Annotated in this window: 12 protein-coding genes; 4 read left to right on the top strand and 8 right to left on the bottom strand. The window is 74.7% G+C overall.

From position 1 onward, the window contains the following. Positions 1-120 precede the first annotated feature (120 nt). Both ACYVOF_RS07520 and ACYVOF_RS07515 read left to right on the top strand, forming a co-directional pair. Positions 121-651, top strand: coding sequence for a gamma carbonic anhydrase family protein (locus tag ACYVOF_RS07520; protein WP_460865239.1), 531 nt, complete (start codon positions 121-123; stop codon positions 649-651). Between the two features lie 53 nt (positions 652-704). Continuing rightward, positions 705-2,381: a class I adenylate-forming enzyme family protein gene (locus ACYVOF_RS07515; RefSeq protein WP_460865237.1), complete on the top strand. Its 1,677-nt coding sequence runs from the start codon at positions 705-707 to the stop codon at positions 2,379-2,381. 76 nt (positions 2,382-2,457) lie between these two features. On the opposite strand, the gene ACYVOF_RS07510 is transcribed toward ACYVOF_RS07515, so the two are convergent. From ACYVOF_RS07510 to ACYVOF_RS07480, 7 genes are all read right to left on the bottom strand, one after another. Next, positions 2,458-3,489, bottom strand: coding sequence for a PDR/VanB family oxidoreductase (locus ACYVOF_RS07510; RefSeq protein WP_460865234.1), 1,032 nt, complete (start codon positions 3,487-3,489; stop codon positions 2,458-2,460). A 32-nt stretch (positions 3,490-3,521) separates the two neighbouring features. Continuing rightward, entirely contained in the window at positions 3,522-4,448 is a 927-nt protein-coding gene (locus ACYVOF_RS07505) for a metal-dependent hydrolase (RefSeq protein WP_460865232.1), read from the bottom strand. Between the two features lie 13 nt (positions 4,449-4,461). Continuing rightward, complete coding sequence (locus ACYVOF_RS07500; RefSeq protein ID WP_460865230.1) at positions 4,462-6,213, bottom strand: SDR family oxidoreductase; 1,752 nt, start codon at positions 6,211-6,213, stop codon at positions 4,462-4,464. Between the two features lie 60 nt (positions 6,214-6,273). Then, positions 6,274-7,215: a class II glutamine amidotransferase gene (locus ACYVOF_RS07495; RefSeq protein WP_460865228.1), complete on the bottom strand. Its 942-nt coding sequence runs from the start codon at positions 7,213-7,215 to the stop codon at positions 6,274-6,276. Between the two features lie 124 nt (positions 7,216-7,339). After that, complete coding sequence (locus ACYVOF_RS07490; RefSeq protein ID WP_460865226.1) at positions 7,340-8,269, bottom strand: NAD-dependent epimerase/dehydratase family protein; 930 nt, start codon at positions 8,267-8,269, stop codon at positions 7,340-7,342. Between the two features lie 38 nt (positions 8,270-8,307). After that, positions 8,308-9,141: a PhzF family phenazine biosynthesis protein gene (locus tag ACYVOF_RS07485; protein WP_460865225.1), complete on the bottom strand. Its 834-nt coding sequence runs from the start codon at positions 9,139-9,141 to the stop codon at positions 8,308-8,310. 12 nt (positions 9,142-9,153) lie between these two features. After that, entirely contained in the window at positions 9,154-10,071 is a 918-nt protein-coding gene (locus ACYVOF_RS07480) for an oxygenase MpaB family protein (protein WP_460865223.1), read from the bottom strand. Between the two features lie 44 nt (positions 10,072-10,115). Between ACYVOF_RS07480 and ACYVOF_RS07475 the strand changes: the two genes are divergently transcribed. After that, entirely contained in the window at positions 10,116-10,727 is a 612-nt protein-coding gene (locus tag ACYVOF_RS07475) for a TetR/AcrR family transcriptional regulator (protein WP_460865222.1), read from the top strand. A gap of 6 nt (positions 10,728-10,733) precedes the next feature. Here ACYVOF_RS07475 and ACYVOF_RS07470 read toward each other — a convergent pair whose 3' ends face one another. Further along, on the bottom strand, positions 10,734-11,447 hold the full coding sequence (locus ACYVOF_RS07470; protein ID WP_460865220.1) for a DsbA family oxidoreductase: 714 nt from the start codon (positions 11,445-11,447) through the stop codon (positions 10,734-10,736). Between the two features lie 75 nt (positions 11,448-11,522). Here ACYVOF_RS07470 and ACYVOF_RS07465 point away from each other — a divergent pair. Beyond that, positions 11,523-12,521: serine/threonine-protein kinase (locus ACYVOF_RS07465; protein ID WP_460865218.1), on the top strand; the 999-nt coding region annotated here is incomplete at its 3' end.

Raw genomic sequence — 12,521 nt, 5'->3', positions numbered from 1 at the left:
GGTGCTGGCGCGCCCCCCAGGACCGCGCCGGGCGCACTTCCCGGTGTCCGCGCGCCGCCGAGACCGCGCCGGGCGCACTGTCCGGTGTCGGCGGGGGCTCGGGCGGCTAGCGTCCGGCCCATGCCGCTGTTCAGCTTCGAGGGCCACAGCCCGCAGGTGCACCCCGACGCGTGGGTCGCCCCCACCGCCACCCTGGTCGGCGACGTCCGCGTCGGCGCCGGGGCGTCGATCTGGTACGGCGCGGTGCTGCGCGCGGACTTCGGCCCGATCGTCGTCGAGGACGGCGCCAACGTGCAGGACGGCTCGGTGCTGCACGGCGGGGACGACCCGGTGACGACGATCGGCGCGGGCGCCACCATCGGGCACCTGTGCGTGGTGCACGGCGCGGTCGTCGGCGCCGAGGCACTCGTCGGCAACGGCGCGGTGGTTCAGGACGGGGCCCGCATCGGCGACCGCGCCCTCGTGGCCGCGGGCTCGTTGGTCGTGCCGCGCACGGTCATCGGTGCCGGGATGCTCGCCGCCGGCTCGCCCGCGACCGAGCGTGGGCCGCTCACCGAGGGCGCGTCGTGGTGGGTGGAGAACAACCCGCAGACCTACCGGGACCTGGCCCGTCGCCATGCCGCCGGCATCCGCCCCGTCGACCCCGCCTGACACCCGCGCCCACCCGACGGCCGCGAGGGCATGGCGTGGATCACACTGGGGCCATGACCGACGCCCCCTCCCCCGGTGCCCCCGACCCGTACCGGGCGCGGCCGTGGCTGGTGCACTACACCGCCGACCAGCGGCCCGACGTCGAGCCCGAGCACACCGACGCGCTCGCCATGGTGGCCGCGACCGTCGCCGCCCGGCCCGACGACGACGCCGTGCGCTACTTCGACGGCGCGCTCACCTGGCGCGAGCTCGACGAGCAGACCACCGCGCTGGCGGCCGGGCTGCGGGCCCACGGCTTCGACCGCGGCGACCGGCTGGCGGTGTACCTGCAGAACGTGCCGCAGTTCGTCCTCGCCGTGGTGGCCACGTGGAAGGCCGGCGGGACCATGGTCAGCGTCAACCCGATGAGCCGCGAGCGCGAGCTGCGCCACCAGCTCGTCGACTCCGGGGCGACGGTGCTGCTGTGCCTGGAGTCGTTGTACGACAGCGTCGCTCGCACGGTGGTGCCGGAGACCGACGTCCGGCTGGTGCTCACCTGCTCCGAGCTGGAGCACCAGACCCGGGACGACGCACGGCTCCTCGCCGGCGTCTCCCGCGCCCGGCACGAGGGCACCACCGACCTGGCCGCGTTCATCGCCGAGCACCGGGGCCCTGACGTCCCGCCGCAGCGCTACACCGCGGACGACGTCGCGTTCCTCACCTACACCTCGGGGACGACGGGAACCCCCAAGGGCGCCATGAACACCCACGGCAACGTGTGCTTCACCGCCCAGGTGTACCGCGACTTCGTCGGCGTCGGGTCGGAGGGCTCCGTGCTCGGCATCGCGCCGCTGTTCCACATCACCGGCCTCGTCGGCCACGTCCTGGTCTGCCTGCTGACCGGCTCACCGCTGGTGCTCGCGTACCGGTTCGAGCCGCAGGTGGTGCTCGACGCGGTCCGGGAGCACCGGCCCACGTTCACCATCGGGGCCATCACGGCGTTCATCGCGCTGATGAACGCCCCCGGCTTCGACCGGGACGACTTCGCCTCGTTCGAGCACGTCTACTCCGGGGGCGCGGCCATCGCCCCGTCCACGGCGCGCGCCTTCCTCGACGCGACGGGGGTGCCGATCCACAACGCCTACGGCCTCACCGAGACGACGTCGCCGATGACGGCCACCCCGCGGGGGGCACGGTCCCCGGTGGACCCGACCTCGGGGGCGCTGTCGGTCGGCGTGCCGGTGAACAACACGGTGGTGCGGATCCTCGACGAGGCGGGGGACCCGGTGCCGCCGGGCGAGATCGGCGAGATCTGCGCCACCGGGCCGCAGGTGGTGCTCGGCTACTGGGGCAAGCCGGAGGAGACCGCGCACGCGTTGCCGGGCCGCGAGGTGCACACCGGGGACGTCGGGTTCATGACGGCCGAGGGCTGGGTGTTCGTCGTCGACCGCACCAAGGACATGATCGTCGCCTCGGGGTACAAGGTGTGGCCGCGCGAGGTGGAGGACGTCCTCTACGAGCACCCCGCCGTGCGCGAGGCCGCGGTGGTGGGCGTGCCGGACCCCTACCGCGGGGAGACGGTGAAGGCGTTCGTGTCGTTCAAGCCCGGGCGGGCGGTGCCGACGGACGAGCTGGTGGCGCACTGCAAGGAGCGGATGGCCGCCTACAAGTACCCGCGCCAGGTCGAGGTGGTCGACGAGCTGCCCAAGACCGTCACCGGCAAGATCCTGCGCCGCGAGCTGCGGTCCTGACGCCGCCCCCTGCATCCCGCGGGCTCGATGCACCCCAGGGGCGCTCAGGACTGCATCCAGCCCGCTGGATGCGCGGTCAGAGGTCGAGGGTGAGGCGGTCGGCACCGCGGGACACGCAGATGGCCATCTCGGCGAGCCGCTCGGCCGTGCCCGCCTGCTGCGCCGGGGTCAGGCAGTGGTCGCGGTGCTCCACCTCACCGCCGATCACCCGCACCACGCACGTCCCGCAGAACCCCTGCCGGCACGAGTAGGCCACGTCGGGCAGCACCGTGCGCACCGCGTCGAGCGCGGTCTGCGTGGCCCCGACGGGCACCACCGCCCCGGTCCGGGCCAGCACCAGCTCGAACGGCTCCCCGCCGCGCACCGGGGGCGGGGAGAAGCGCTCGGTGTGCAGCGTCGTCACCCGCGGGTCCGGGATCGCCCGGCGCACGGTGTCCACCATCGGCGGCGGACCGCAGCAGTACAGGGCCGCACCGGGCGGGGCGAGGGAGAGCAGGTCCTCCCCGTCGGGGATGCCGAACTCGGTGTCCGGCCGCACGTGCACCCGCGTCGGGTCCAGCGCCACCAGCTCGTCGACGAACGGCATCGACGCCCGGTCCCGGCCGGTGAGGACCAGCCGCCAGTCCGCCCCGCGGGCGTGCGCGTCGTGCACCATCGGCCGGATCGGTGTCACCCCGATGCCCCCGGCGACGAACAGGTAGCGCTCCGCCCGGATGAACGGGAACGCGTTGCGCGGCCCCCGCAGCACCAGCTCGGTGCCCGGGGTCAGGGCGTGCACCTCGGCGGAGCCCACGCCGTCGGGCACGGCCCGCACCGCGATGCGGTACTCGTCCGCGCGGGGCACCGCGCCGCACAACGTGTACTGCCGCAGCGTGCCCGAGGGCAGCACCACGTCGACGTGCGCCCCTGGGTGGTAGCGGGGCAGCTCGCCCTCGCGGGGGACGAAGCGCACCTCGACGACCCCGTCGGCCACCGGCGTGACCGCGTCCACGCGCACCCGCAGGTCACGGTCGACCTCGCGGGGCTCGCGACGACCCCGGCCCGAGGCCAGCGCGATCCGCTGGTAGCCGACCAGCGCCGCGGCCACGGCCCGCATGGTCGGGGTCATGGGGCGCCGGGTCGGCCGGCCCGCGGGGTGGCTCACCCGGGCTGGTCCGCGGCCAGCGCGGCCGGCGACTGCGCCAGGTAGGCGACGGCCTGCTCGGTCGAGCCGACCTGCGACGGGTGGTAGCTGGGCTTGAGGTAGTGCACCGAGAACTTGGCCAGGTCCCAGTACCCGGGGGTGATGCCCTTGCGGCGGCTGCGGCGCAGGTCCCGCCACCGCGGCTTCACCCCGGCCGGCACCGACGGGTCGGCGGCCATGAGGACCTTGATCCCGCTGATCCACAGCCAGATCAGGCCCGGGCCGCCGAGGAAGTAGGTGCGCAGCCGCCGAGGGTAGCGACCGTCCACGTGGGAGTAGAGGTCGTGGGCGACGCTGCGGTGCTCGACCTCCTCGGACCCGTGCCAGCGCAGCAGGTCCAGCATGCGCGGGTCGGCGCCTGCCCGGTCCAGGCCCGGGGAGTTCAGCACCCAGTGGCCCAGGAACGCGGTGACGTGCTCGATGCCGGCGATGATCGCCAGGCGCTCGACCAGCCACTCCTCCTTGGCCTTCCCGGACAGCCGCCGGTCACCGAGGAGCCGGTGGAAGAGGGTCGCGATCTCGTCGACGTAGGTCGACAGCGAGCCGTCCGCGTCGAGCCCGGCCGCGGCGAGGTGGTCCTGCGCACCCTGGTGGGCGCTGGCGTGCATGCCTTCCTGGCCGATGAAGCCGATGACGTCCTCGCGCAGCTGCGGGTCGCGGATCAGCGGCAGCGCGTCGGAGAACACCCGCACGAAGAACCGCTCGCCCTCGGGCAGCAGCAGGTGCAGCACGTTGAGCAGGTGGGAGGCGAACGCCTCGCCCGGGATCCACTGCACGGGCAGGCCGTCCCAGTCGAAGCTGACGTTGCGGGCGTGCAGCGCCACCTTGTCCGCGCTGGTGTCGGGCGACGGGCGGGCCGTCCTGCGCTCGGGGGTCGTCGTCACGAGAACCGTCCTCTCACAGCTTGTTCAGGTCGAGCCGGGCCAGCAGCCGGCCCAGCGGGGGCACGGTGCGGTTGGCGACGAGGAAGAGCTTGGACTCCGCGCTGATGGCGGCCACGGGGCGGTTGCGGGCGGCGGCCCGGACGGCGTGGCGGGCGAGGCGTTCCGGGGTGTAGCCGCGACGGGCGTAGGAGGCGACGGCGTGCTCGCGCCGCCGCGCCTGCTCGTCGGCGTCCACCCCGACGTGCACGGTGGTGGCGGAGATGTCGGTGTCGACGAAGCCGGGGCAGATCGCGGTGACGCCGATGCCCTCGCGGCGCAGCTCGGGGCGCAGGCACTCCGTCAGCATCAGCACCGCCGCCTTCGACGTGGCGTAGGCGGGGTAGATGCGCGACGGGGCGAACCCGGCCGCGGAGGCGATGGTGACGACCTGCCCGCCCTGCCCGCGGGCGACCATCTGCGCGGCCAGCAGCCGGCAGCCGTGCACGACGCCCCACAGGTTGACGTCGAGCACGCGTCGCCAGTCCGCCACCGTGGTGCCCAGGAACGGCCCGCCCATGCCGATGCCGGCGTTGTTGACCACGACGTCGGGCGTGCCGTGGGTCTCGGCGAGCCACCGCGCGAAGGTCTCCCACCCGTCGGCGTCGGAGACGTCGAGGCGCTGGTGGTCGGCCTCGACCCCGAGGGCGCGCACCTCGTCGGCCACCGCGGCCGCGGCGTCGGCGTCGAGGTCGACGAGAACGACGTCTGCGCCCTCGCGGGCCAGCTCGAGCGCGGTGGCCCGACCGATGCCGCGACCGCCCCCGGTGACGACGGCCAGCTGGTGGGCGAAGCGGCCGGTGCGGCTGCGCGGCCGCAGCTCGCGCACCACCGGGCCGCCGGTGACGGCGTCGACGAGCTCGGTGACGCAGCGGGCCACGACGTCGGGCCGGTCGCTGACCACCCAGTGCCCGCCGTGGACCGACCGGGTGTGCAGCCGCCGCGCCCACGGCACCGGCGCCTGGGTCTGCAGCGCGGCGCTGACGTAGATGTCGTGGGTGGGGGCGAGCACCTGCACGGGCACGTCGGTGGGGGTCGGTGCGGGCCGGGCCACGTGGCGGCCGATGTTGGCGCGGTACAGCTCGAGGCCGTTGACCTTGTCGGCCTCGGTCCGGTCGGGCACGGCGGCGTGGGCGCTGTCGCCGCGGCCGAGCCTGCCGCTCAGCGTCAGCAGGCCGTCGAGAGCACCCGAGCGCCACAGCTTCTCGGCCAGGCCGGGCACGTGGAACACGCCGATGTAGTAGGAGTCGAGCAGCTGGCGCACGGCCGCGCCGGGGTGGTGGCGGGCGTCGCGCACCCAGGCCCCGGCGTGGTCGAGCGACGGCCCGGAGATCGAGGTGTAGCTGGCGTAGCGGCCCTCCCGGCCGGGCGCGGTGAGCGAGGGCCAGGTCTGGATGGACCCCCAGTCGTGGGCCAGCAGGTGCACCGGCTCGTCGGGGCTGACCGCGTCGACCACGGCCGAGAGGTCCTCGACGAGGCGCTCCATGCGGTACGCGGCGCGGTCCGTCGGCTTGTCGGACCCTCCCGCGCCGCGGACGTCGTAGGTGACGACGTGGAACCGCGCCGACAGGATCGCGACGACGCCGTCCCACACCGTGTGGTGGTCGGGGTAGCCGTGCACGGCGACGACGGTCGGGGCCGACGGGTCACCCGACTCCTGGATGGCGAGCCGGGTGCCGTCGGCCGAGACCACGGTGCGGTCCCGGGCGGTCCTCGGTGCTCCGTCCATGGACGGAAAGTAACTGATACCCGCCGTAACGTCTATCCGATGGGGCCTGGGGCTGGTCGGTCAGACGTCGAGCCGACGCACCGTCTTGGTGATGCGGCCGTCCTTCTTGGCCAGGAAGACGATGTGGCCGAACTCCAGGTGCGTCCAGCCGGCCTCGTCCTCGGTCAGGGGCTCGGAGGCGAAGACGACGCCCGTCGCGTCCTCCTCGGCGCACTCCTCGAAGGCGTAGGAGGCCGCGACGTCGGAGAAGTTGCGTCCCATCAGCAGGTACATCGGCTCCAGGAGCATCGACAGCGAGAACTCGTCGCTGCCCGGGTCGGACTTGCGCAGCTCCCGCCAGTCGCCGGCCGGCTCGGTCTCCCCCTGCAGGCCGAGGCCCACGTTCACCCCGATGACCCGGTCCTGGGACACCAGCGCCATCTTCAGCTTGGTCAGGCCGGGCAGGTCCAGGTCGCGCATGGCCCGGGCGATGAGCCCGAGCATCGTCTCCACCGCGCGCGCGACGTCCTCGTCACCGTCGCCCTCCAGCAGGGAGAGCAGCAGCACGTAGAGGAACTCGGTGTCGGTCGTGCCCCGCATCTGCTCGAGGTACCGGTCCTGGCAGTGCGCCAGGAGCTCGCGCTGCAGCAGCTGCCAGCGCGGCAGGTAGCCGTTCTGGGCGACGATCCACGGCGTGCCCTCGAAGGAGAACGGGTGGCAGTTCTCGTCGACCAGCACGACCTGCGCGTCGTAGGCCGCGGCCCGCACGTGCGCGAGCATCGTGCTGGCCTGCAGGCTGGGGATGATGCGCTCGGCGTTGTCGTCGTAGAACGCCGCCATCGGCCGGCGGTAGAGGAAGGGCTCCTCCGGCTTGAGCAGGTGCTCGCTCCACAGCCCGAACCCCCAGCCGGCGAGCTGCAGCTCGGGGTGGCGCTCGGGGTCGAGCGACTGGTTGACCAGGCTGTTGTCCGGGTTGAGCAGCAGCATCTCCAGCGGCGTCTCCGGACCGAGGAAGGCGAGCACGCGGCACATGGGGTTCCTCGGGGGTCGGAGGGGACGACCGGGTCGACACCGGACATCTCGGACCACCCTAGGGCCCGGCCGGTCGCCGCGGGATCGCGGCGACGCGGTCCGCCCCCGGCGCGGGTCAGCTCCCCGGTTCGGTCCCGGCGCCCGGGTCGGCCAGCACGTCGCGCCACGAGTGCTGCGGCTCGTAGCCGAGCACCCGCCGCGCCTTCTCGATCGAGTAGAACGTCTCGTCGCGGCCCATCTCGCGGCGCACCTCCACGCCGTCGTAGAACCGCTCGATGACCTGGCTGGTGGTGGCGGCGACGGACATGTCCGCGTTGGCCACGTTGAACACCTCGAAGCCGAGGCCGTCGGTCTCCAGGCAGCGCAGCGTCATCTGGCCCAGGTCGCGGGTGTCGATGTAGGCGAACAGGTTCCGCCGGCGCAACGAGGGGTCCTCCAGGAACGCCGGGAACAGCTCCGCGTACTCGTGCGGCTCGATGACGTTGTTGATCCGCAGGCCGTAGACGTCGGCCCCGGTGCGGGCGTGGAAGGACCGCGCGGTGACCTCCCCGGCCACCTTGGACATGGCGTAGGAGTCCTCGGGGACGACGGGGTGCTCCTCGTCGACGGGGACGTAGAGCGGCTTGCGGTCGCCCTGGCCGAAGCAGATGCCGTAGGTGGTCTCCGAGGAGGCGAACACGACCTTGCGGATGCCGAGCCGGGTCGCGGCCTCGAACACGTTGTACTGGGCCAGGACGTTGGTGCGGTAGGTCTCGGCGTCGGAGGACAGGAACGGCGCCGGGATGGCCGCGTAGTGGACGACGGCGTCGTAGGCCGAGCCGTGGGTCAGGTCGAGGTCCGAGTCGTCGAGGTCGGCCGCCGTCGGGGCGCCCGCCATCGCCGAGTACGTCTCCCCCGCGTCGGTGAGGTCGACCCGCAGGTCGGTGACGTCGTCGTGCCCCAGCGGGGTGAGGTCGGCGTTGGTGACGTGGTGGCCCTGGGAGGCGAGGAAGGGGGCGACGTGGTGACCGGCCTTGCCGCTGCCGCCGGTGAAGAAGATGCGCATGCCCCCGAGCCTCCCACCGCGGCCGGCCGGGGGCGACGTCAGAGGTCGACGGTGCCGCGCACGCAGGTGGTCGTCGCGCCGCCCACCCAGACCTCGCCGTCGACCCGCTGCACCGCGACCACGCCGTGGCGCCCGAACCGGGTGCCCTGGCGGGCGAGGTAGCGCTCGGGGGCGCGGCCGGTGCCGGTCAGCCACTGCCCGAGGCTGGCGTTGAGGCTGCCCGTGACGGGGTCCTCGGTCACCCCGGCCCGGTGGGCGAAGGCGCGGACCTCGAACGCCTCGGGCGCCCCCTCCGGGTGCGCCCCGACCACGCCGACGTTCAGCCCGGCCAGCGCCGCGTGGTCCGGCTCGAGCGCGAGCACCGCGGCCGCGTCGGGCAGCTGCACCGCCACCCAGCCGGGGCCGTTGTCGACCCACTGCGAGGCCACGACGTCGGACGCAGTGACGCGCAGGCCGCGCACCAGCCGCTCGAGCACCTCGGGCTCCACGTCGCCGCCGTGGGTGACCGGCGGTGCGGCGAAGGCGAGGCCGGAGGTGCTGCGGCGCAGCGTGACCAGGCCCGCCCCGCACTCCTGCACCACCACGCCGTCGCGGGCCGGGGCACCGCCGGCCTCGAGCCACGCGTGGGCCGAGCCCAGCGTCGGGTGCCCGGCGAAGGGCAGCTCCCGGCTCGGGGTGAAGATGCGCAGCCGGTAGTCCGCCCCCGGGTCGGTCGCGGGCAGCACGAACGTGGTCTCGCTGAGGTTGGTCCACGACGCGAAGCGCGCCATGGCGGCGTCGTCGAGCCCCTCGGCGTCGAGCACCACGGCCACCGGGTTGCCGCGGTAGGCCGCGGAGCCGAAGACGTCGACCTGGGCGAAGGCACGGTCCATGCCGACAGCCTCTCAGGCGTGCGGGACGGGGCAGCCCGCGCGTCCGGGCACCGGGAAGGTCCCCATCTCCTCGACGTCGGCCCCGTCGGGGTAGGACCGCACCCGGTGGGAGTCCGCAGCCCGCACCGGCGTGACCCGGGTGGGGAACAGGCGCAGCAGCCGTCCCCGCGCCCGCACCGCCGCCCGCAGCGCGCGCTCGACCGGGGCGGGCGGGGCCGCGTAGCCCAGCGCGTCCCGCAGCGGCGGGTCCATCAGCGCGCGGCTGAGCAGCCGCACCCCCGGGGCGGCCACCCGCGGGTAGAACGTCGTCATCAGCCCGAGGGTGGCGTCGGCGACCCGGCGCCCGCCCGGGGTGTACCCGAAGTGCTCGGCCTCGTAGCCGTCCATCAGCTCCGCGAACCCGGCGAACGTCTCGGGGACGTCAGGGATGCCCAGGTGCGCCCCCAGGGTCCGGTAGTACTGCACCGACGCCCGCGTCTCGCCCTCGGTCAGCGGCCGCGGGCCGTGCTCGGCCAGCCACCGCTGGGGCACGACGACGAACGTGGCCAGCACGTAGCGCATCTCGTGGTCGGGGATGGCGTAGCTGCGGTGCATCCGGTTGACCCGGCGGATGGCCGCGCGAGCCTGCGGGTCGGCGAACCCGAGATGGAACGGCGGCTCGAGCAGCAGCACCGTGTCGTCGTAGCGCTTCTGCACCCGGGTCGTGAACTCGCCGGTCTCGTCGAGCAGCCGCCCGATGCCCGGCACGGCGTAGGTGCGGAACAGCGCGAACGACAGCGCCTGGGTGGTGTCCCAGGGGAACTCGCGCGCCGCCAGGTTGCGGTAGATCTCGACGAAGTCGGTCTCCGGGTCGAGCTCGGCGTTGGCCCGCGCCCAGTGGTCGCGGGGCAGGCCGCCGAACCGTTGGCCACGCACCGTGAAGGTCGGCATGCCCCGAAACTAGAGCACTCGCTCCGTTCTGGCTAGGGTGGGGCGTGCGCACCCCGGTCCAGACCCGCAGCGAGTCCTCGTCCGAGCGGATGCTGGCGGCCACCGAGGAGCTGTTGGCCGCGGGCGGGCTGGCGGCGGTCACCGTCGCGGCCGTCGCCCGGCGCGCCGGGGCCTCCAACGGCGCGCTCTACCACCGCTTCGGCGACCGCACCGGGCTGCTGCTGGCGGTCGAGGAGCGCGTGCTGCACCGGGTCGAGGCCGCCACCGCCGCGGCGTTCCACGCGGCGGGCGCCGAGCCGGACGACGACGCCGCGGTGCTGCAGCTCGCCCGGGCCGCGCTGGCGGTGTTCGCCGACCACCGCGCCGCGATGCGGGCGTTCCTCGTCGAGGCGCGCCACCACCCGGACGGGGACGCGTTCACCGCGCGCACGGTCCGCAGCGCGCACCGGCTCTCCGTGCTGGTCACCGAGTGGCTGCAGCACCGCTTCGGCTGCTCGCCGCAGGACGCGGACGCCGCCTGGCGGGTGCTGTACTCCCTCGGCGCCGCGCAGGCGCTGGTCGACGACGAGAGCGTCTCGCCGCACCCGCTGGGGGCCGACGACCTGGCCCGCGCGCTGGCCCGGGCCGTCGCGGCCGTCGTCCGGACGGTTCCCTGACCGGGGTCAGACCGCGCAGGAGTCGCCCTCGCAGCCCGGGGCGTCCCCCGCCGCCGCGACCATGCTCAGCGGGGAGCGGGCCGACCACGCCTGCTGCAGCGCGTCGAGCACCACGTCGGACGGCTGCGCGCCGGAGATGCCGTACTTCTGGTCGATGACGAAGAACGGCACGCCGGAGATGCCGTAGGCCCGGGCCTGTGCCTCGTCGGCCCGCACCGCGTCGGCGTAGCGGTCCGAGGCCAGCACCGCGTCGACTTCGTCGCCGGGCAGCCCCACCTCGACGGCCAGGCCGCGCAGCGCGGTGTGGTCGGACGACGGCGAGCCCTCGGTGAAGGTGGCCCGGTCGAGCCGCTCCTTGAGCGTGTCCTGCAGGCCGTGCTCCCGGGCCAGGTGCAGCAGGCGGTGCGCGTCGAAGGTGTTGCCGGGCCGGGCCAGGTCGAAGCGGAAGTCGAGACCCTCGGCGGCCGCGTTCGCGGTCATGGTGTCGACCATCTGCTGGGCCTGCTCGGGGGTGCTGCCGTACTTGGCGGCGATGCGCGCGGCGTAGGAGCCGGCCTCGGCGGGGCTCTCGGGCGCGCCGGGGTCGAGCTCGAAGCTGCGCCACACCAGGTCGACGTCCTCGGCGTGCTCGAAGCGCTCCAGGGCCGCCTCGAACTTCCGCTTGCCCACGTAGCACCAGGGGCACACCACGTCCGACCAGATCTCCACCGTCATGCTCATGCCGGGTCCAACACCGGCGGCTCCCGCCTCCTTCCCCGCTGCGTCCCCGTCGCCGTCCGATCTAGCGTCACCGCCGTGTCCGGGACGGGTGAGGTGACGCCGCGGCCCCGGACGCACGGCGCGCACCGCGCCCCCACGGTCCCGCTCGACCCGTCGTCGGACGCCCCCGGTCCGGGGGACGGGGCGCCGGACGTCGTCGCGTCGCGCTACCGGGTGCGGGGAAGGCTGGGCGGCGGGGGCATGGGCACCGTGTGGCTGGCCCAGGACGAGGTGCTGCGACGGACGGTCGCGCTCAAGCAGGTCCGCACCGTGCCCGGCGCGAGCGCGGCGGACCGGGCCGAGCAGCGCGACCACGCAATGCACGAGGGCCGCACCGCCGCCCGGCTCGCCACCCGGCACGCGGTGACCGTGTTCGACGTGGTGCTCCACGACGACGACCCCTGGCTGGTCCTGGAGCACCTGCCCTCGCGGGACCTCGCCGAGGTCGTCGAGGCGGACCAGGTGCTCCCCGTCGCCCAGACCGCCCAGGTCGGGGCCCAGGTCGCGGACGCGCTGGCAGACGCGCACGCCGCCGGCATCGTGCACCGCGACGTCAAGCCGGACAACGTGCTGGTCGGGGAGGGCGGCCCGGGCGACGCCGTGGTCAAGCTGGCCGACTTCGGCATCGCCCTGGCCCCCGGGGACGACGCCGCGGTGCTCCCGGGGTTCGTCGCCGGCACCCCCGCCTACCTGGCGCCGGAGGTGGCGCGGGGCGGGCCCAGCACCGCGGCGAGCGACGTCTACGCCCTCGGCGCGACCCTGTTCGCCTGCCTGGAGGGGGTGCCGCCCCACGGACCGGGGGGTGACGCCCTCGAGGTGGTCGCCCGGGCGGCCGCGGGGCCGACGCTGCCGCCCACCCGGGCCGGGGCGCTCGAGCCGGTGCTGCTGCGGATGCTGGCGGCCGACCCGGCGGACCGGCCGACGGCGGCGCAGGCACGCGACGAGCTCGCCGCCGTCGCCGCCGGGCGCCGGGGCGCCGTGGGGGAGGTGCTGGCCGCGCGGACCCGGCTGACCCCGGTCGCCCGCGCCGCCGCG

The sequence above is a fragment of the Rhodococcus aerolatus genome (genome assembly GCF_054783215.1).
Note: the sequence above shows the minus strand (reverse complement) of the source record. Positions and strands in the feature narration are given on the sequence as shown.

Excerpts from the sequence above, each read along its gene's own strand:
- ACYVOF_RS07520 (WP_460865239.1), top strand. The coding sequence starts at position 121 with ATGCCGCTGTTCAGCTTCGAGGGCCACAGCCCGCAGGTGCACCCCGAC.
- ACYVOF_RS07515 (WP_460865237.1), top strand. The coding sequence starts at position 705 with ATGACCGACGCCCCCTCCCCCGGTGCCCCCGACCCGTACCGGGCGCGG.
- ACYVOF_RS07510 (WP_460865234.1), bottom strand. The coding sequence starts at position 3,489 with ATGACCCCGACCATGCGGGCCGTGGCCGCGGCGCTGGTCGGCTACCAG.
- ACYVOF_RS07500 (WP_460865230.1), bottom strand. The coding sequence starts at position 6,213 with ATGGACGGAGCACCGAGGACCGCCCGGGACCGCACCGTGGTCTCGGCC.
- ACYVOF_RS07490 (WP_460865226.1), bottom strand. The coding sequence starts at position 8,269 with ATGCGCATCTTCTTCACCGGCGGCAGCGGCAAGGCCGGTCACCACGTC.
- ACYVOF_RS07485 (WP_460865225.1), bottom strand. The coding sequence starts at position 9,141 with ATGGACCGTGCCTTCGCCCAGGTCGACGTCTTCGGCTCCGCGGCCTAC.
- ACYVOF_RS07480 (WP_460865223.1), bottom strand. The coding sequence starts at position 10,071 with ATGCCGACCTTCACGGTGCGTGGCCAACGGTTCGGCGGCCTGCCCCGC.
- ACYVOF_RS07470 (WP_460865220.1), bottom strand. The coding sequence starts at position 11,447 with ATGAGCATGACGGTGGAGATCTGGTCGGACGTGGTGTGCCCCTGGTGC.